The organism is Cupriavidus gilardii, assembly GCF_013314895.1.
GTDB classification, from domain to species: domain Bacteria; phylum Pseudomonadota; class Gammaproteobacteria; order Burkholderiales; family Burkholderiaceae; genus Cupriavidus; species Cupriavidus gilardii_C.
Genome location: NZ_JABTYE010000008.1, coordinates 104,468 through 123,404, shown reverse-complemented (window position 1 = coordinate 123,404; position 18,937 = coordinate 104,468). Strand labels below are relative to the sequence as shown.

Below are 18,937 nucleotides of genomic sequence, written 5' to 3'. Positions count from 1 at the left end.
GACAACGATGAAACTGCAACGCATTTGCGCCGGCCTTGTGCTGGCTTTCGGTAGCACCGTCGGCGCATCCGGCGCGTACGCCCAGGGCTATCCCGAGCGGCCCATCAAGCTGGTGGTGCCCTACGCGCCGGGCGGCAGCGCCGATATCGCAGCGCGTCTGGTCGCGGACGAATGGGCCAAGGCGCTTGCCGGCACCATCGTGATCGAAAACAAGGGCGGCGCGGGCGGCAATATCGGCGTGGACGCGGTCGCCAAGGCGGCCGCGGACGGCTACACGATCGGCCTGCAAACCGTGTCGCTGGCGATCAACCCGTCGCTGTTCGCCAGGATGCCGTACGACACGCAGAAGGACCTCGCGCCGATCGGCATGGTGGCGAGCTCGCAGCATGTGCTGGTGGTCAACAACCAGTTGCCGGCCAAGGATCTGAAGGGACTGCTGTCGATGCTGAAGGCCCAGCCCGGCAAGTACACCTATGGATCGGCGGGTCCGGGCAGCACCTTCCATATGGCGGCCGAGCTGTTCAAGAGCGTGGCCAACGTGCCGATCGACCATATCCCGTATCGCGGCGGCGGTCCGGCGCTGATGGACACCATCGCGGGCCAGGTCAACATGAGCTTCCCGGTGTTGTCGGCCGCGCAGCAGCAGGTGCAGGCCGGCAAGCTGCGCGCGATCGGCGTGACCGGCCCCAAGCGCTCGCCGCTGATGCCGGATGTGCCGACCATCGCCGAAGCGGGACTGCCGGACTATGCCTTCGAGACCTGGTTCATGGTGTTCGCGCCGGCCGGCACGCCGCAGCCGGTGATCGCCAAGCTGAACGCCGCGCTCAATACCGCGTTGAACGCGCCGACGCTGAAGGCCCGCATGGTGCGCGAAGGCTTCGATCCGATGCCGACTACGCCGGAGCAGGCGCGCATGCGCCTGGCCAAGGAAATGCCGCTGTGGGCCAAGCTGATCAAGGAGCGCGGCATCTCCGCGGAATGACGCCGCGATTTTTCTCCACGTCACGCCGCGGGAACGTCGCGGCATGACAAATCGCCTCAATCGGAACCCTGCATGATTCCCCGCACGCTATATCGCAAGCTGGTCGATTCGCATACGGTCGCCAGGCTGGACGACGACAACGTCCTGCTGTTCTGCGATCTGCATCTGATGAACGAGTACACCAGCCCGCAGGCCTTCGCCGGCCTGCACGAGCAGAGCCGCCCGGTGCTGATGCCCGGGCAGAACGTCGCCGTCGTCAGCCATATCATCCCGACGCATCCGGCCACGCAACCGGGTGCGATCCGCGTGATCGCCGATCCGGCGTCGGCCTTGCAGGCCAGCAATCTGAAAGCCAACTGCGACCGGCACGGGATTGCGCTGTTCGACACCAACGACCGGCTGCAGGGCATCGAGCATGTGGTTGCGCCCGAGCACGGCATGATCCGGCCCGGCATGGTCGTGATATGCGGCGACAGCCATACCACGACCTATGGCGCGCTCGGTGCGCTCGGCTTCGGCATAGGCACCTCGGAGGTCGAGCACGTGCTGGCCACGCAGACGCTGGTCTACCGGCTGGCCAAGGACATGCGGATCTGCGTCGACGGCAAGCTGCCGGCCGGCACCACTGCCAAGGATCTGGTGCTGATGATCATCGGCCGGATCGGCGCGCAGGGCGCGCGGGGCTATGTGGTCGAGTTCTGCGGCAGCGCGATCGAATCGCTGAGCGTCGAGGCGCGCTTCACGCTGTGCAATATGGCGGTCGAGGCCGGCGCGCGCGGGGCGTTGATCGCGCCCGACAAGACGGCAATCGACTACGTGCTCGAGCGTGCGCCGGACATTGCCGGCGACATGCGATCGCAGGCGCTGGCCGCCTGGGCCACGCTGCGCAGCGATGCCGAAGCCGCGTTCGACGTCGAACATCGCTTCGATGCCAGCGACGTGGCGCCGCATGTCACCTGGGGCACCAGCCCGGATCAGGTGGTGCCGGTCGGCGGTTGCATCCCCGATCCGTTGGCGCAGCCGGAAGGTCCTGCACGACGCAGCACCGAACAGGCGCTAGCTTATACGCGCCTGGAGCCGCGTGTGCCGATCGAAGGCACGCCGATCCAGCACGTCTTCATCGGCTCCTGCACCAATGCCCGCATCGAGGATTTGCGCGCGGTGGCGCAGGTGGTGCGCGGCCGCCGCGTGGCCGCGGGGGTGCGTGCGATGGTGGTGCCCGGCTCCGGCGCGGTCAAGGCGCAGGCCGAGGCCGAGGGCATCGCCGCACTGCTGATCGACGCCGGCTTCGAATGGCGGCAGCCCGGATGCTCGATGTGCCTGGCAATGAATGACGACGTGCTGGAGGCCGGTGTGCGCTGCGCCTCGACCACCAACCGCAATTTCGAAGGCCGGCAGGGCAGGGGGGCGATCACGCATCTGATGAGCCCCGCGATGGCCGCCGCCGCCGCCGTCACCGGCCGGATCACCGATGTCCGCGCACTGGAGCATCGCCATGACTGAACCGCTTCGCATCGACGGCAAGGCCGCGGCGATCCGCATCGAGAACCTGGACACCGACCAGATCATGCCGAAGCAGTTTTTGCGCGGCATCGACAAATCCGGGCTGGCGCAGGGCCTGCTGTACGACCTGCGCTTCGATGCGCAGGGGAAGCCGCGTACGCAGTTCGTGCTGAACCGCCCCGAATACGCCGGCACGTCGATCCTGATCGGCGGCTCCAACTTCGGTTGCGGCTCCAGCCGCGAGCATGCGGTCTGGGGTTTGCAGCAATACGGCGTGCGCGCGATCATCGCGCCGAGCTTCGGCGAGATCTTCTATTCGAACGCGATGAACAACCGGCTGCTGCTGGTGATGCTGCCGCCCGAGCAGGTCGCTGCACTGATGGAGATCGTCGAGCGCTCCGACGGTGGCCCGGTGCGTATCGATATCGAATCGATGCGCGTGCGCGCCGACGGATTCGGTGCCGGCTTTACGCTGTCGGCCCGCCATCGCGAGATGTTCCTGCAGGGGCTGGACATCATCGGCCTGTCGCTGGCGTATCGGCAGGACATCGAAGCCTTCGCCGAACGGCGCTGGGCCGCCGAGCCATGGACGCGCGACGTCGCCGCGGCGACGCGCAGAAGGCTAAGCGGTAGCGCCGGGTAAGCATCGATTGCCTGCCGCCTGCCTATACTCAATGCAGCCCGCCGGCCCCGACCGGTGTCGCGCCGGCGGCGCCTGGGCGGACCTTGTTCCGCCATTTCATGCAGGCAGCGTCAGGAGGCAGCAATGGGACGCAAATATATCGATTGCCGGAAATTCCCAGCGACACCAGGTGCACCGTGGCGATCAGCGCCGACAGCGAAGATGAATTGCTCGAGGCCGCTGTGCAGCATGCGGTAACGGTTCACCAGCATCAGGATTCGCCGCAATTGCGCGAGCAGATCAGGGCGGCCTTCAAGGAGGGCTCGCCGCCGCAGTAATGCCGGGACGGCGCCCGCTGAGGGCGCCTGTGCGAGCAGCGCTGGGGGCGATACCGCCCGCAATTCCCCCCGCAATTCCCCCCGCAATACCGCCCGCAATACCGCCCGCAATACCGCGAACAATACTGCGCCACGACATTCCGCCGGCTCCTGGGCCGGCGGTGTCGTTTCACACGGTGGCGGCGAGCGCGGCGTTCTCGCGCTTGAGCGTCTCGCGGGCGCTGGCGACGGCGCCGCGCCGGGCTTTCAGATCGGCGCCGGCCGCCTCGAGTTCTGCCTGCATCGCAACGAGCCGGGTACGCAGCAGCGCGGGCGACGGCCCGCCGGACGCCATGCGCGCGCTCACGCCCTGCACCGGGTCCAGGCAGCGCCGCACCGCCTCGTCGCTCAGGCCGATCGGGCGGCCGATCTGCTCGCGCGCGGCGATATCGACCATCTCGCTGGTGATGCAGTGGGCGGGGAGCTGCGCGTCCAGCGCCTGGCGCACCACGGCCCCGACGATATGGTGCGCCTCGCGGAACGACAGATCGGCCTCGCGCACCAGCGCATCGGCAAGATCGGTGGCCGCCGAGAAATCGCGGCGCGCGCGCAGCAGCATGTTGTCGCGCAGCGGAGAGGCCGAGCCGATCACCAGCGTCAGCAGTTTGGCGCTGCGCACGCATTCGTCGGCGCATTCCCAGAAGCCGCGCATGCTCTCGCGGTTGCCGTCGCCGGTGTGCGAGAAGTTGGTGCCCTTGACGGTTGATAGCGCGGCCGTCAGCAGGCCGGTCAGGTGTGCCGCCTTGCCCTTCAGGTACTCGAGCACGACCGGGTTTTTCTTCTGCGGCATGATGCTCGATGTGCCGGCCACGCTGTCGGGGAAGTCGATCAGCCCGAACTCCGGCGTGCACCAGACAAAGTAGTCCTGGGCCACGCGGCTCCAGCCCACCGCCGCGATCGTCATCGCCGACATCATTTCCCAGGCGAAATCGCGCGACGCCACTGCGTCGAGCCCGTTGGAGACGCAGCGGGAGAAGCCCAGCAGCCGCGCAGTTTCTTCGCGCTGGATCGGGAAGGCGGTACCGGCCAGTGCACCGGCACCGAGCGGACAGGCGTCAAGCGTATCGAGCGCGCGCAGCAGCCGTTCGGCATCGCGGGCACACGCATCGGCCAGGCCCACCAGGTAGTAACCGTAGGTGATCGGCTGCGCCGCCTGCAGATGCGTGTAGCCGGGCATCACGGTGTCGACGTGCTGCTGCGCCATGGCCAACGTGGTCGTGCGCAGGTCGTGGATTGCCTCCAGCAGCGCCAGCCCCGCATCGCGTGCGCGCAGCCGGTCGAGCGTGGCCAGGATGTCGTTGCGGCTGCGTGCGACATGCAGGCGCCCGCCGGCGTCGGCGCCAGCGGTCTGCATCAGCTGCGCCTCGTAGTTGAAGTAGGCGTCCTCGCGCGCGGGGTCGAGCGGCACCGCATCCGGGCCTGCGCGCTCCATCTCGTCCAGTGCCCGCGCAATCCGCGCTGCCATCGCGCGCGGCACCAGGCCGGCGGCATGCAGCATCAGCAGATGGGCCTGATTGATATCGGTGAGATAAGGGAAGCCGCTGCCGAAATCGCGATTCAGCCGCGGCAGGTAGATCAGTTCGCAGACTTCCGGAGCGGTGGCCTGCTGCAGGCGGCGGCTGACTTTGGATGCGGCCGGGTTGGCGGCATCGATTGCATTGGTGTCCATATGGCCGGGAATCTCTGGCGTCGCTGTTTCGTTGCAGGCCAGTATGGAAATCGGCGGTGCATATCGTCAAATCACAATATGCGTTCCGCCAATACGTTTTTGATATACCGTCGCCGCCGGCTTTTCCGCCGAGCACACGTGGTCGTGGCTACAATTGGCCCGCATTTCCGCCAGTCACCCCACCATCGCAAGGAAAATCGAGCCATGCCAAAACATATCGGCATCGTCGGCTGCTCCGCCGAGGGCGCTGCGCTGTGCTACCGGACCATTTGCGCCGAAGGTGCGCAGTTTCTCGGGCCTCACGGCCACCCCGAAATTTCGATGCATACGCCGTCGCTGGCCGACTATGTCGCTTGCCTCGATCGCGGCGATTTGCGCGGTGTGGGCGACCTGATGCTGAATTCCGCCAACAAGTTGGCGCGGGCCGGTGCGGATTTCCTGATCTGCCCGGACAACACGATCCATCAGGCGTTCGGCCATGTCGCGGCCGCTTCGCCGCTGCCCTGGCTGCATATCGCCGAGGTGGTTGCCGATGAGGCGGTGCAGAAGGGCTATCGCAGGGTGGGGGTGACCGGTACGCGTTGGCTTGTCGACAGCGAGGTCTATCCGGAGAAGCTCGCGGCGCGCGGTATCGAGGCGGTGCGCCCAGGTCTGGAGGAGCGAGCGGAAATCGGCCGCCTGATCATGGAGGAACTGGTGCGCGGCATCTTCCGACCGGAAACCGTCTCGTACTTCCAGGACGTGATCGCGGGCCTGAAGGCGCAGGGCTGCGATGCGGTGGTGCTCGGCTGCACCGAGATTCCGCTGATCATCAGCGATGCCAATTCCCCGCTGCCGACGCTGGACTCGACGCGGTTGCTGGCCCGCGCCGCCTTGCGGCGGGCGGTGGGGGCGGATTGATGGAGGACGATGCTGTGGCGCCCATGCCACAAATCCCGTATCGCGGCGCGGGGTAATGACGGCGAACTTGTTGCGTCGCAGCAGATGGTATATAGTCACGTCTGTCTCCTCCACCACCTCGGTGGATTCCAGCCGCGCGAAACTTCGCGCGGTTTTTTTTTCGCCCGTCGAGATCGCGACGTGACTCGGCGTCCCAGGCGGATTCTCCGGCGTTTTCTGCATATCGAAGGAAGCGCAGCGAGGAAGGGCGCCTTCCACACGCGTTTGTGCACCACGCCGGCGAACCGCCCGCACCATGGGACTGCAATCACGCACCAGCCCGGCGAAAACGCCATCTATAACCGCAATATATTGCGTTGCAACATCGCATCCCATAGAGTGACCGAAACGTCGACTCCCACCCACCGATGCGCGCCGTATCTGCTCCGATTCGTTTTCTTTCCGCCGTGTTCGCGTCGACCTTGGCCAGTGTCAGCGCCACCGCGGCCAAAGCGCGCGACGCTGGCCTGTGCCGTCGCGGCGCGGTCTATGGCGCTTCCTTTCTGGCCCTGGCGACGATGGGCTGGCTGGGAGGCAATCAGGGCCTGCTATGGTCGGCGACCGCTTCGATCTGGACCTGCCTTGCCGATCCGGGCGGCACCGCGCGAGACCGGTTGGCTCCTCTTGCTGCGGTTGGTGTCGGTGGCGCGCTTGCCAGCGCGGTGGGCGGTCTCCTGGTGGGTAACCCAATCGTTGCGGTGCTCGTGGTGCTGTCGGCTGGCCTCGCCGCCGGCATGGCGGAACTGCGGGGCGCCTCGGTTGCGTTGTCGGCGAAGTTGCTCTACGTGGTCCTGATCGCTGCCTGCCTGCAACCGGTTGGCGAAGTCAACGCCGCAGTATGGGCCTTGGAACTGGGCCGGAACTATCTGTTTGGCGGTGTGTTCGCGTGCGTGGTCTCGCTGGCGCTGTTGCCGTCGGTACGCGACACGAGGCCGCGGCCACAGATGGTGGCGATCTTCCTCGCGCTGGAAACGCTGGCCCGCATGCTCGCGGATGCGGCTGCGCTTGCCGGCGACTGCGACGCGAATGCGCCCGCGGACGGGCAGACCGATGTCGGCAAGCGGCGCGTTCGCGAGCGGATCGAGCAGGCACGCGAGGTGGTGGCAACGCAGCGCGCCTGGTTCGATCCCGCCACGCTGCTGCACTACCGCTATCTGATCGCGATGGCCGAGGCGGTGTTCGCGCTGCTGATCGTCGCATCCGATCTGCGCGGCAGGCGCGGTCACGAGCGCTTGCCGCTTCGCCATCTGCAACGCTGCCTCGGCGATCTGCGCGAGCAGGTAGAGCAGGGGCTGGCGCGCCATGCGGCCGATCTGCCAGCGCTGACGCGTTCGATGTATCTGCAGCTCAAGCGCCTGCATGGGCAGGTGGCCAACGCCAGCGCGCCGCCGCTGTATCACGCCGCGCTGGCGTCGCTGGCGCGCTTCCCGGACTTTGCCGCCTGGCGCGCGTCCTTCCATTGGTCGCGCCGTTCGTTATGGATCGGCCTGCGGGAATGGCAGGCGACGCTGGCAGAGCTGGGCGCGCGCGATGCCCGTGTCACGCGCCACGCGGCACGGCTGGCATTCGCCGGTGGCCTCAGCCTGCTGCCCGGTTTGATCTGGCAGCTCGATCATGGCTACTGGGTCGCGGTCACCGTGATCATGGTGCTGAGCCCGCAGTTGCAGACCACGCGCCGCATCTCGCTGCAGCGCTTCGCCGGCTCGCTCGGCGGCGCGCTGCTGGCCTGTCTGGTGGGGCTGCTGCATCCTGCGGCTCCGGTTGCCCTGGCGATCAGCGCGGTGTCGCTGTCCGCGGCCTACGTGGCCCGCCTTGCCGGCAGCCCGGGATTGTTCGCGTTGATGCTGACGCCCCCGGTGATCCTGTTCTCGTGGGTCGGCGAACCCGCGTCCGACAGCAGCCATGTCGCGATGCTGCGCGGTGCCGATACGGCGTTCGGCTGTCTGATCGCGCTGGCGAGCTACCTGGTCCTGGCTCCGCGTGCCGAACTGTCGAGGGCACGCCGACGGGCGCGGGAAGCGGTCTCCATCCATGCGATCTATCTGCGTGCCGCCTTTGCGCAGGCATTGTCCGGTGCCGAACTCGAACGATCGGAGCCCCGGCTGGAAGCGCTGCGCATTGCCGCTGGCCGTGCCTCCGCGCGTGCCGAACAGGCGCTCGAGCAAGCCGGCGCCGAACTTGGTCCGGCCATCGTCGGCGAACTCGCGCGGCTGCATGTGACCGTGCGCCGAATGGCCGCATTGGCCGGTGTGATTCGCGCGGAGGCGGTCGGCAGCGAAGCGCCGGTGCCCGCGAGCGCCGACACGCGGCGACGGCTTGCCGATCTGCAGGACGAACTGGCGACGCTGGCGGCGCGGCCGGGCGAGGGTGCAATGAGCGATGCCGTCAAGAAGGGCGAGGCCACGCCTCTCGACACCACGCACACCGCGCCGCAGTGGCGCGACCGCTTCCTGCTGGAACAGGCGATGCTGGCCCGTCGCTATGCGGAGGAGGCGCATGCCGGCGTGCTGAGGATGGCGACGATGGTGCCCGCGCACACGGGTCGCTGGCGCCGCGTTCTGGCAGCAGGCTGACGGACTTTCCCACAAGAAAAAAGCCCGACGGCGAGGTGCCGTCGGGCTTTGCAGATTGCCGGCGCGGGTCCGGCATCGGGCGCTTGAGCTTGCGCTTACGCGCCGATCGGCTTGCCGTCCTTGTGGCGAACCACGATGGTCGACGAGCGTGCCGGCAGGCTGGCGCTAGGCCATGCGCCGTTCGGGTGCTGGATGTTGATGAAGAACGTCGTCAGGTCCGGCGTGTAGGCGATGCCGGTGATTTCGCAGCCGTGCGGGCCCACCAGGAAGCGCTTGCACTCGCGGGTCTGCTGGTCGACGTAGTGCATCGAGTTGGCACCGAAGATGTCGGTCGTGCTGCTGCCGGTGCCGGCATCGGTCTGCACCCACAGGCGGCCCTTCGGATCGACGCGGATGCCGTCCGGGCTCGAGAAGGTGTCGCCAACGATGTTGCCCTTCAGGTTGTCCGCAGCCAGCGACGGGTCGCCGGCCAGCAGGAAGATCTCCCAGGTGAAAGTGGTGGCCAGCGGCGAGTCGCCCTGTTCCTTCCAGCGGATGATGTGGCCGTGCGGGTTGGTGGCGCGCGGGTTGGCCGGATCGGTGACGCGGCGGCTGCCGTTGTTGGTCAGCGTGCAGTACACGGTCTTGTCCAGCGCGACCGTGATCCACTCCGGGCGGTCCATCAGCGTGCCGCCGGCAACGCGGGCAGCGGCCTTGGTCTTGATCAGCACGTCGGCCTGCGAGTTGAAGTCGACCAGGGTCGGGGCCGGCGGGGTGGTCGATTGCGTGTAGTTGCCCGGATCGCTGGCACCGGTGACCAGGCCGTTCTTGCCGTGCGTCAACTCGACCCACTGGCCCGAGCCGTCGCCGTTGAACTTGGCGACGTACAGCGTGCCCTGGTCCAGCAGGTTGGCGTTGGCGGCGCGGTTGTTCGGATCGAAGGCATTGCTCGGGATGAACTTGTAGATGCAGCCCGGGGTGCCATCGTCGCCCATGTAGAACGCGACGCGGTTGTTGGCGTCGGTCATGTAGGCGGTGTTTTCGTGGTCGAAGCGGCCCATCGCGGTGCGCTTGGTCGGCGCGCCCAGCTCGTTCAGCGGGTCGATCTCGACCACCCAGCCGTAACCCTCTTCGGGGTTGGTCGGGTCCAGGTAGTTGTCGGTGGTTTCTTCGCAGGTCAGATAGGTGCCCCACGGCGTCTCGCCGCTCGAGCAGTTGTTCAGCGTGCCGACCACGCTGCCGCCCAGCGCGCCGGCTGCGGGACCGCTGACCCGGTAGATGGTGTTGCCGGTATAGCGCTTGTTGTAGCGCGAGTCGCGCTTGACGCGCCACTTGCCGTCGACGAACTCGACCTCGATGATCGACACGCCGACCGACGACAGCGCCAGGCGCTTTTGTTCGGGCGTGGCGGTGGCGGCGTTGTAGCTGCCCGGGAACAGGATGGCCGAATCCATCGCTTCGTGATTGATCGCCAGCAGGCCGCCCTTCTGCGGGTCGACACCGGGGATCGCGAAGAAGTGCATGCCGTCGTGGTTGCCGCCGGCCTGACGCTCGGTTTCCGCCGAGCTCTGGAACGAGCCGCTATAGCCAACCGAGCCGATTTCGACCGGATCGCCGGCGGAGAACAGCACCTCGTACGAGTAGTTGTCCGGCAGCGTCACCGTATCGGCGGTGATCTTGTCCGCCACCGGGTTGAAGCCGATGCTGTAGTCCAGCGGCTGGCTCGGGGTCGGGCCAGGGGCCGGTGCCGGCGCGGGAGCCGGTGCGGGATCGTCGTCGCCACCGCAGGCGGCCAGCAGGCTGGTCGAACCGAAGACCGACAGCAGCGACAGGCTCAGGCCGCCGCGCAGCACCTTGCGACGGGCCGGATTGGCGGCGACGATCTCTTCGAGCGTCTGGCCGGGAACGGTGATGTAGCCTTCAGCCGCGCGACGCGGTTCGCGCGCCTTATCGGTGATGTAAGACATGACGGGGGACCTCCCTTTGTTGGATTGAATTGCCGGGCATCGCATCGCGGCCAGATCGAACGCCAATTGCAGGTCATTCAGCGGCCGCATCGTGCCAATGCGATGAATGCAGCGGCAAATGCAGATTGACGGCGAGGTGGATGCTAGGGGCGGTCCGTGACGTCGCGATGAAAAGATGTCTGATGCAATGGCATCAAGTGCACGCCAAGGCGCGGCGTATCGACGGTCGGTGAAATCTTCATCGACGCTTCATCGAAGCGTCATCACGATGTCATGTCGATGCGATTCAACCGGCTTTGCGGAAGGTCAGATTCAGGCGAAGCGCGCCGATCAGCGGGTGGCTGCCGTCGGCCAGTGGTGCGATGCCGTGATAGTAGAGCCGGCTCGGTCCGCCCCAGACGGCAATATCACCGTGGGCCATGCGCACGCGCGCGGGACGATCGGCGCGTTGCGCGCCGCCGAACAGGAACACCGCAGGCAGGCCCAGCGAGACGGAAACGATCGGCGCGCGCAGATCGCGCTCGTTGCGGTCCTGATGCAGCGACAGCCGGGTACCTGGCGTATAGCGGTTGATCAGGCAGGCGTCGGGTGCGAAGTCCGGGTAGCCGGCTGCCGCGGCGGCCTCGCGCGCGATCTCGGCGAAGTCCGTCGGCATCGCGGGCCACGGCCGGCCGCTGTCCGGGTCGATCCGGTCATAGCGATAGCCGCGCGCATCCGATACCCAGCCGAGCGTGCCGCAATTGGTCATCGCCACCGACATGCGAAAGCCGCCGGGTGTGACCAGATGACGGAAGGGGGCTTCGGCCTGGATCTGCGCGATCGCGTCGTGAAGCGCCGCCGCGCGAGACAGCGCGAAGCCGCGCAGCACCACGGCGCCCGGACCGATCGCTTCGTTGTGTTCGCCGCCGCGGCTGTGGGACTCGGGCAGGTTGTCGAACAGGTCGAAGGTCATGGGGGTGCCGCGCGTATCGATTCACTGGGATGGGAATGATACGCCGGTGAGCGCAGTCGCCCGAAGGTTTGCTTCCCTCTCCCGCATGCGGGAGAGGGAGAACACCAAGAGGTGACTATTCGCGGACTCAGGCGAACGTATCGACCTCACCCAGCGCCACGCGGCGCGGCGCGGCTGGTGCCGTGGCGGTCTGCGTCGCGCCAGGCTGCTGGAATTCCGGCATGCCCTGCGCGAAGCCCTGGCCGCGGTGTTGCGGGGCCTGCTGCTGGCCCTGTCCCGGCTGGCCGGCGAACTGTTCGGCGCCGACCGAGGTGTGGCCGAGCTGGATGCCGCTGTCGGCCATCGCATGGCGCAGTTGCGGCAGGGCGGCTTCGACCGCCGCGCGCACGCTGGCGTGCGGCGAGACAAACTGGGCCTGGGCCTGGTCGTTGACCACATTGAGCACAACCTTCAGCGGACCGAGGTCGGGCGGGTTCAGTTGCAGCTCGGCGGTGTGGTTGCCTTGCGTGGTCAGACGGACCATCTGCTGGCCGAGGGCCTGCGGCCACTGCGGATCGCCGACGCGCGGGGCCAGCGGCAGTGTGGCCGGAGCCTGCGAGCCCGACTGCGCCCCCAGCGTGGTGGTGGTGCCATGCGCAAGCGGCGTGGTGCCTTCGATGGGCGCGGCAACCGCGCCGTTGTCTTCGCCCGGCGCCTTGGCGGCGGCCGAAGCGGCCTGCAGGGCGGCCTGCAACGCGGCCGTCGGCGATGCCGTGGTGCTGCTCGCCGCAGCAGCCGGCTGCTGCGCAGGCGCGGCGAACTGGCTGGCGGCGCCGTCGCGGCCGCCGCCGGTGCCGTCATGCTTGCCGCCTGTGTCGGTGGATGCCTGCCCTTGCGCGACGCTCAGCGCGGACTTGGCAGCCGCGTCGAACGACACGGCGGGCTTGCCGGCATCCGCATCGGCCGGCGTGGCGGGCTTGGCCGCGGCCGCGTCCGGCGCGGCGGTGGTCGTTGCCAGCGCTGCGCGTTGCGACGCGATGGTGTTCAGGGTGTCCTCGGCCAGCGACGATGCAGCTTCCGGTGCGGTCGCCGCAGCCGGCAACTGGCCGGCGATGGCGGCGTTCGCCGCGGCAGGCATTGCCGTGCCAACCGCCGGGCCCGTGCCGGCAGCGGCGGCCGCGGCAGCAGCGGCAGCAGCGGGCGCGGCCGGCAGCATCGCCGCCAGCAGCGCCGCCGCAGCCGCGGCTGCGGCGCCGTCGTTGGTGCCGGTCTCGTCGTCGGCCAGATCGGTGCTGTCCTTGCGGCCTTCCGTGGCGCCCTCGGCCTTGCCGGTGCTCGCCTGCGTCTTGCCGGCATCGGCGTCGGCACCGGCGGGGTCCGCCTTCTTGCCCGTGTCCGCGGCCTGCTTGCCGGCGCCGTCGGCCGCCTTGCCGCTCTTGGCGGCCGACGGCTGCTGACTGGCTGCGCTCGCTTCTCCGGCCTGCGTCTGGCGCGCGCGCGCCAGTGCATCGCCGAACTCGCTGGCGCCCGAGGCGGGCTGCGGATTGCGCGGGGCGTTGGCGGGCGCGGTGCCGCCGCTGACGATTTGGCTGATGTCGATCATCTGGGGCTTATTGGTTGTGTCCGCTGCGGATCTGCTGGCTGGCCACGCGGGCGGCGTATTCGTCGGTGGTGCGCTGTTCGCGGCGGGCGGCAATCTGCTGTTCGCGCGACTCCGCGCGGGCGATCAGCGTGTCGAAGGAGTTCAGGCGCTGCTTCTGCTTTTGCCAGTTGGCGCGGCCGGCCAGCAATTGCGATTCGGCCTTGGCGAGCGTCTCGGTCTGCTGGCGGATCGCCGCGTCGAGCGAATCGAGGAACTGCGAGAAGTCGTGCCAGCGCGCCGACGGCATGCCGTTCTGCATCAAGGCCTGCATGCGCGCGCGATATTCCTGGCGGTATTGGGTCAGCGCGGCGAGCTGCTGCTCGGCCTGGGTGCGCTGGCCTTGCAGCCGTCCGAGCTCGCGTGCGGCGGTGTCGGTGTCGTTCTGGGCCAGATCGGCCAGCGTGTTCAACGGAGAGGTCTTAGCCATTCGCGCTCCTGTCGAAGAGCAGATGCAGTTGATCGATCGATTCGCCGTAGCCGGCGCGCTCGTGAATGTCCTGCTGCAGGAAGGCTTCCATGCGCGGGTGCAGACGGATCGCAAGATCGAGTTCGGGATCGGCGCCCGGCACGTAGGCGCCCACGCTGATCAGATCGCGGTTGCGCTGGTAGCGCGACATCAATTGCTTGAAGCGGCGCACCGAGCCGAATTGCTCCGGCGAGATCAATGCGGTCATTGCGCGGCTGATCGAGGCTTCGACGTCGATCGCCGGATAATGGCCGGCCTCGGCCAGGCTGCGCGAGAGCACGATATGGCCGTCGAGGATCGCGCGCGCCGAATCGGCGATCGGATCCTGCTGGTCGTCGCCCTCGGCCAGCACGGTATAGAAAGCGGTGATCGAGCCGCCGCCCTCGGCGCCGTTACCGGCGCGCTCGACCAACGTCGGCAGCTTGGCGAACACCGAAGGGGGGTAGCCCTTGGTTGCCGGCGGCTCGCCGATGGCCAGCGCAATCTCGCGCTGGGCCATCGCATAGCGCGTCAGCGAATCCATGATCAGCAGCACATGGCGGCCCTGATCGCGGAAATATTCGGCAAGGCGCGTCGCATAGGCGGCGCCCTGCATGCGCAGCAGCGGCGAGGTGTCGGCGGGCGCGGCAACCACCACCGAGCGTGCACGACCTTCCTCGCCGAGGATGTTCTCGATGAAGTCCTTGACCTCGCGGCCGCGTTCGCCGATCAGGCCGACCACGATCACTTCGGCGCTGGTATAGCGGGCCATCATGCCGAGCAGCACGCTCTTGCCGACGCCCGAGCCGGCGAACAGGCCCATGCGCTGGCCGCGGCCGACCGTCAGCATGCCGTTGATCGCACGCACGCCGACGTCGAGCACGGTATCGATCGGGGCCCGCGACAGCGGATTGATCTGCGATCCGGCCAGCGGCACTTCGCGCGCGGCCTGCAAGGGCCCAAGGCCATCCAGCGGCCGGCCTGCGGCGTCGAGCACGCGGCCGAGCAGGCCTTCGCCGACCGGCAGCCGCTTCGAGCCGGGCTCGCGTGGCGCGCTGTCGCCGCTGGGCAGAGGCGACGGCTCGAGCGGATAGACGCGTGCGCCGGGGACCAGGCCCACCACATCCGACTGCGGCATCAGATAGAGGCGGTCGGCGCCGAAGCCGACCACTTCGGCTTCCGCCATGCGCGGGCCATGGCCGGGCGCGCCGGCATGGCCGGGAATTTCGATCAGGCAGTCGCTGCCGACCGGCATGCGCAGGCCCACTGCTTCCAGCACCAGCCCGGCGGCGCGGGTCAGCCGGCCGCAGCTGCGCTTGCTGTCGAGCGCCGCGACATTGGCAGCGGCGCCGGCCAGCGCATCGCGCCAGCGCTGCCCATGCAGCTGCGGGGCACCGGCGGGGTCGGTCGCGGCGGGATTCATCGCCGGCGCGGCATCGGGCTCACGCATCGGGCGCTTCCCACGGATCGTTGCGGCCGAGCGCCTTGACGACACGGCTCCAGCGCGTGGCCAGCTTCGCGTCCAGTTCGCCGCTGGCGGCGCTGGCAATGCAGCCGCCGCGTGCCACCGTCGCATCGGGGCGCACCGACCAGCCTGCCGCTTCGAGCTCGCCAGCCAGATGCGTCTGCACCAGCTCGACATCGTCGGGATTGAGCAGCAGGCAGGGTGCGCCGGACAGCGCCGGTTCGTTGGCCAGCAGCTCGCGGACGGCAGGCAACAGCACGGCCGGGTTGTGCGCGACGGTGTCCTGCACCAGCTTGCGGGCGACGTCGAGCGCCAGGGCGATCAGCGTCTGGCCAACCTCGTCGTCGATGCGGCGCAGCGCGCCGGCGAAGGTGGTGGCCAGCTCCTGCAGACGGGCGGCCTCCTGACGCGCGGTTTCGAGGCCGCGCGCATAGCCTTCGCGATGGCCGTCACCATAGCCCTGGGTCTGGCCCTGCGTGTAGCCCTGGGCATAGCCTTCCTTGCGGGCGCCTTCGCGCATCGCGTCGAGCGCGGCGAAGTCGATCGGCGGCGGCGCCGGCTCGTCCGGTTCGGCTTCGAACGCGGGCGGCGGAGGCGGCGGCGCGTCGAAAGCCGACATCTTCCAGCGGCGCCAGCCGTTGCTGTCGTTGCTCCGGCCGGCATGCTTGCCGCCAGGCTGCGGCGCATCGGCGCCGAATGCATCGAAGGACTCGAAGCCGGCGCTGTCGCGGCTGCCGCGCATGTTCAAGCCCACGGAGGGGGCGGAGGGGCCGGAGGGGCCCGACGAAACGGTGGACGCCGAGGGCACGGCGGCGCGGGCCTGGGCGCGCGGCTCGTAGCGCGCGCCGAAACCGTCGTCGCGTTCGTCGTCGCGTTCGTTGCCGACCGGGCCGCCGAGATGGTGGCCCAGCGCCTGCCGCGCGTAAGGGTTAGACATAGGCATCGTCGCCGGCTCCGATCTGGATCTCGCCGGCGTCGGCCAGGCGTCTTACCACCTGCAGGATGCTCTTCTGCTCGGCCTCGACCTGCGACACGCGCACCGGGCCCAGCGCTTCGAGGTCCTCGCGCAGCATCTCGCCCGCACGGGTCGACATGTTGCGGATGAACTTGTCGCGCAGTTCCTGCGGCGCGCCCTTGAGCGCGACGATCAGCGACTCGGTGGCGATTTCCTTGAGCACGCGCTGGATGCCGCGATCGTCCACTTCCAGCAGATTCTCGAACAGGAACATCTCGTCGATGATCTTCTGCGCGAGGTCGCTGTCGTGCTGGCGCACGCCGGCGATCACCGCCTCCTCGTGCGTGGTGTTCATCAGGTTGATGATCTCGGCCGCGGTGCGGATGCCGCCCATGCGGCTGCGCTTCAGGCTCTGGCCCGCCAGCAGCTTGGTCAGCACGTCGGTCAGTTCCTGCAGCGCGCCCGGCTGCACGCCGCCGAAGGTGGCGATCCGCAGCACCACGTCGTTGCGCAGACGGTCGGTGAACAGCGCCAGCACCTCGGAGGCCTTCTGCCGGTCCAGATGGATCAGGATGGTGGCGATGATCTGCGGATGCTCGTCGCGGATCAGCTCGGCCACCGAGGTCGCGTCCATCCAGTTCAGCGAGTCGATGCCGCTGCCCGGATCGCGCGATTCCAGGATGTCCTCGATCACCGACAGCGCGCGTTCCTCGCCCAGCGCCTTGTTCAGGACGCTCTTGATGAAGGTGCTCGAGTCGACCGACAGCGCCAGGAACTGCTCGGTCTCGCTGCGGAACTCGGCCAGCACGGCCGCCATTTCTTCTCGCGTGACGGCGTTCAGCGACGCCATGGCCGAGCCCAGCGTCTGCACTTCGCGCGGCGACAGGTGCTTGAACACCTCGGCCGCCGCATCCTCACCGAGCGACATCATCAGGATGGCGCTCTTCTGCAAGCCCTCACCGTTCATCGCTAGACATCCAGTTCTTGATCACACTGGCGACCAGACGCGGGTCGCGTTGCGCGGCGTCGCGCACCAGGGCGAGATCGCTTTCGTATTTGGCGGTCAGGCGCAGCACTTCCGGATCCGGCTGCTGCTCCTCGACCGGCAGCAGCACCGACTCGGCCGCATTGGCCTCGGCTGGCGGCGGCAACGGCGGCGCGGTGTACTTGCGCAGGATCGGCCGTGCCACCTTGAACCACACGAACAGGGCCAGCAGTGCCAGCAGCAGGTATTGCGCGGCGGTCTTGGCCAGCTCGATCATTTCGGGTTGCTTCCACAGCGGCAGTTCGGGTTTGATCTCGTCGCCGGAGGTGAACGGGCTGTTGACCACATTGAGCGAGTCGCCGCGCGCCGGCGAGAAGCCCATCGCCTCCTTGGCGAGGTTCTCGATCTGCGCCAGTTGCGCGGCCGTCAGCGGCTCGCTGGTGATCTTGCCGTTCGGGCCCGCCACCTGGCGATGGTTGACCACCACCGCCACCGACAGTCGGCGGATGCCGCCCGGTGCCTGCTGCACGTGGCGCACGGTGCGGTCGAGCTCGTAGTTCGTGGTCGAGTCGCGGCGGTTGCTGCTCGGGCCGGACTGGGCGCCGGCGAGGGCGGCCTGCGTATTGGCGGTGCCGGCCTGTTGGCCCTGCGCCTGCTGACCGGCCTGGCCTTGCTGGCCCGGCTGTCCTTGTTGACCCTGTTGTCCTTGCTGTCCCGGCTGCTGCGTGACCACCGGCGCGGCGGCCTGCAGCGGCGGCTGGTTCGACAGCGCGCCCGGCACGCCGCCGACCGGCGAGCCGCCTTGCTGGCTCGATTCGCTGGTCTGCTGGCTGCGGATCGCCGCGCGGGTCGGGTCCTGGTTCGGCTTGAACGATTCGTCGGTGTGCTCGACGATATTGAAGTCGACGTCGGCGGTAACCTGCGCCTTCACATTGCCCTGGCCGACGATGGGCGCGAGGATCGATTCGACGCGCTGCACATAGGTGCGCTCGAGCGTCTGCACGTACTTGAGCTGCGTGGCATCAAGCATGCGCTCGTTGCTGCCGTTGCCGGACAGCAGATTGCCATGCTGGTCGACGATCGAGATCGACTTCGGCGTCAGCTCGGGCACGCTCGACGACACCAGATGGCTGATCGCCGCGACCTGGCCCTCGTCGATGGCACGGCCGGGATGCAACGTCAGCACGATCGAGGCGGTCGGCTTCTGGCGCTCGCGCACGAACAGCGTCGGCTTCGGAATGGCCAGATGCACGCGCGCGGACTGCACCGCGGCGATCGATTCGATCGAGCGCGCGAGCTCGCCTTCGAGCCCGCGCTGGTAATTGACCTGTTCGGCGAACTGGCTGATGCCGAACTTCTGGTTGTCCATCAGCTCCATGCCGGCGTTGCCGCTCTTGGGCAGGCCTTGCGAGGCCAGCCGCAGCCGCATCTCATGGACCTTGTCGGCCGGCACCATCACCGCACCGCCGCCCTCGGCGAACTTGTACGGCACGTTCATCTGCTGCAGCGACGCGATCACCGCGCCGCCGTCGCGTTCGGACAGGTTGCTGTACAGCACCTTGTAGTCGGGGCTGCGCGACCACAGCACGCCGACGGCAATCGCGGCGGCCAGGGCGGCGCCGCCGAGCATCAGCGGCAGGCGCGGATTGCCCTTGAAGCGCTCGATCAATTCCGAGCGGTTGCCCAGCACGGCTGCGGCATTCATGCGCGGACCTCCGTGTTGGCCGACCCGCCGAGCCGGCCGGGCAGGGGCGAACCTTGCCGGGGGCGCAGTGCGCCGCCCTGGCGGTGGCCGGTGTCGGCATGGCTCAGATCACGCAGCAGACAAAACACGCGTACTCTCCGCGATAGTTAAACAAAGGGGCGCCGGTGTCGTTAATGCATTCGCTGGCAGCAAACCAGG

At 68.2% G+C, this 18,937-nt stretch carries 14 protein-coding genes and 1 pseudogene; 6 read left to right on the top strand and 9 right to left on the bottom strand.

The genetic code is table 11. The annotated features are described in order from the left end of the window. Positions 1-7 precede the first annotated feature (7 nt). The 4 genes and pseudogenes from HTY53_RS10275 to HTY53_RS10260 all read left to right on the top strand — a co-directional run bounded on the left by HTY53_RS10275 (position 8) and on the right by HTY53_RS10260 (position 3,445). Positions 8-982: a tripartite tricarboxylate transporter substrate binding protein gene (locus HTY53_RS10275; protein WP_174106388.1), complete on the top strand. Its 975-nt coding sequence runs from the start codon at positions 8-10 to the stop codon at positions 980-982. A 72-nt stretch (positions 983-1,054) separates the two neighbouring features. Beyond that, positions 1,055-2,485, top strand: coding sequence for a 3-isopropylmalate dehydratase large subunit (gene leuC / locus HTY53_RS10270; protein WP_174106387.1), 1,431 nt, complete (start codon positions 1,055-1,057; stop codon positions 2,483-2,485). Further along, positions 2,478-3,128: a 3-isopropylmalate dehydratase small subunit gene (gene leuD / locus HTY53_RS10265; RefSeq protein WP_174106386.1), complete on the top strand. Its 651-nt coding sequence runs from the start codon at positions 2,478-2,480 to the stop codon at positions 3,126-3,128. The genes leuC and leuD overlap by 8 nt, the downstream gene beginning before the upstream one ends. Positions 3,129-3,251: 123 nt before the next feature. After that, positions 3,252-3,445: pseudogene (locus HTY53_RS10260) on the top strand (DUF1059 domain-containing protein). A 169-nt stretch (positions 3,446-3,614) separates the two neighbouring features. Here HTY53_RS10260 and argH read toward each other — a convergent pair. After that, the gene (gene argH, locus HTY53_RS10255; RefSeq protein WP_174106385.1) at positions 3,615-5,153 is read right to left on the bottom strand and encodes an argininosuccinate lyase; all 1,539 of its coding nucleotides are present in this window, start codon (positions 5,151-5,153) and stop codon (positions 3,615-3,617) included. Between the two features lie 204 nt (positions 5,154-5,357). Between argH and HTY53_RS10250 the strand changes: the two genes are divergently transcribed. Together HTY53_RS10250 and HTY53_RS10245 are read left to right on the top strand one after the other, a co-directional pair. Next, positions 5,358-6,053 carry an aspartate/glutamate racemase family protein gene (locus tag HTY53_RS10250; protein ID WP_174106459.1) on the top strand — a complete coding sequence of 232 codons (696 nt, stop codon included), beginning with the start codon at positions 5,358-5,360 and terminating at the stop codon, positions 6,051-6,053. A 461-nt stretch (positions 6,054-6,514) separates the two neighbouring features. Then, entirely contained in the window at positions 6,515-8,665 is a 2,151-nt protein-coding gene (locus HTY53_RS10245) for an FUSC family protein (RefSeq protein ID WP_254599892.1), read from the top strand. 95 nt (positions 8,666-8,760) lie between these two features. Here the strand turns inward: HTY53_RS10245 and HTY53_RS10240 are convergent, their stop codons facing one another. The 8 genes from HTY53_RS10240 to fliF all read right to left on the bottom strand — a co-directional run bounded on the left by HTY53_RS10240 (position 8,761) and on the right by fliF (position 18,739). Next, complete coding sequence (locus HTY53_RS10240) at positions 8,761-10,611, bottom strand: PhoX family protein (protein WP_174106383.1); 1,851 nt, start codon at positions 10,609-10,611, stop codon at positions 8,761-8,763. Between the two features lie 286 nt (positions 10,612-10,897). Then, the gene (gene alkB, locus HTY53_RS10235) at positions 10,898-11,563 is read right to left on the bottom strand and encodes a DNA oxidative demethylase AlkB (protein WP_174106382.1); all 666 of its coding nucleotides are present in this window, start codon (positions 11,561-11,563) and stop codon (positions 10,898-10,900) included. 127 nt (positions 11,564-11,690) lie between these two features. After that, positions 11,691-13,145 (bottom strand): flagellar hook-length control protein FliK, encoded by a 1,455-nt coding sequence (locus tag HTY53_RS10230; RefSeq protein ID WP_174106381.1) that lies wholly within the window; start codon positions 13,143-13,145, stop codon positions 11,691-11,693. Positions 13,146-13,152: 7 nt separating this feature from the next. After that, on the bottom strand, positions 13,153-13,611 hold the full coding sequence (fliJ, locus tag HTY53_RS10225) for a flagellar export protein FliJ (RefSeq protein WP_174106380.1): 459 nt from the start codon (positions 13,609-13,611) through the stop codon (positions 13,153-13,155). Continuing rightward, a complete protein-coding gene (fliI, locus tag HTY53_RS10220) occupies positions 13,604-15,052 on the bottom strand; it encodes a flagellar protein export ATPase FliI (protein ID WP_238511949.1) in 1,449 nt (482 codons plus the stop codon). Before fliI ends, fliJ begins: the two co-directional genes overlap by 8 nt. Positions 15,053-15,071: 19 nt before the next feature. Beyond that, positions 15,072-15,836: a flagellar assembly protein FliH gene (gene fliH / locus HTY53_RS10215; protein ID WP_174106458.1), complete on the bottom strand. Its 765-nt coding sequence runs from the start codon at positions 15,834-15,836 to the stop codon at positions 15,072-15,074. A 187-nt stretch (positions 15,837-16,023) separates the two neighbouring features. Continuing rightward, a complete protein-coding gene (fliG, locus tag HTY53_RS10210) occupies positions 16,024-17,016 on the bottom strand; it encodes a flagellar motor switch protein FliG (RefSeq protein WP_053823465.1) in 993 nt (330 codons plus the stop codon). Next, a complete protein-coding gene (gene fliF, locus HTY53_RS10205) occupies positions 17,006-18,739 on the bottom strand; it encodes a flagellar basal-body MS-ring/collar protein FliF (protein WP_174106379.1) in 1,734 nt (577 codons plus the stop codon). The genes fliG and fliF overlap by 11 nt, the downstream gene beginning before the upstream one ends. Positions 18,740-18,937 lie beyond the last annotated feature (198 nt).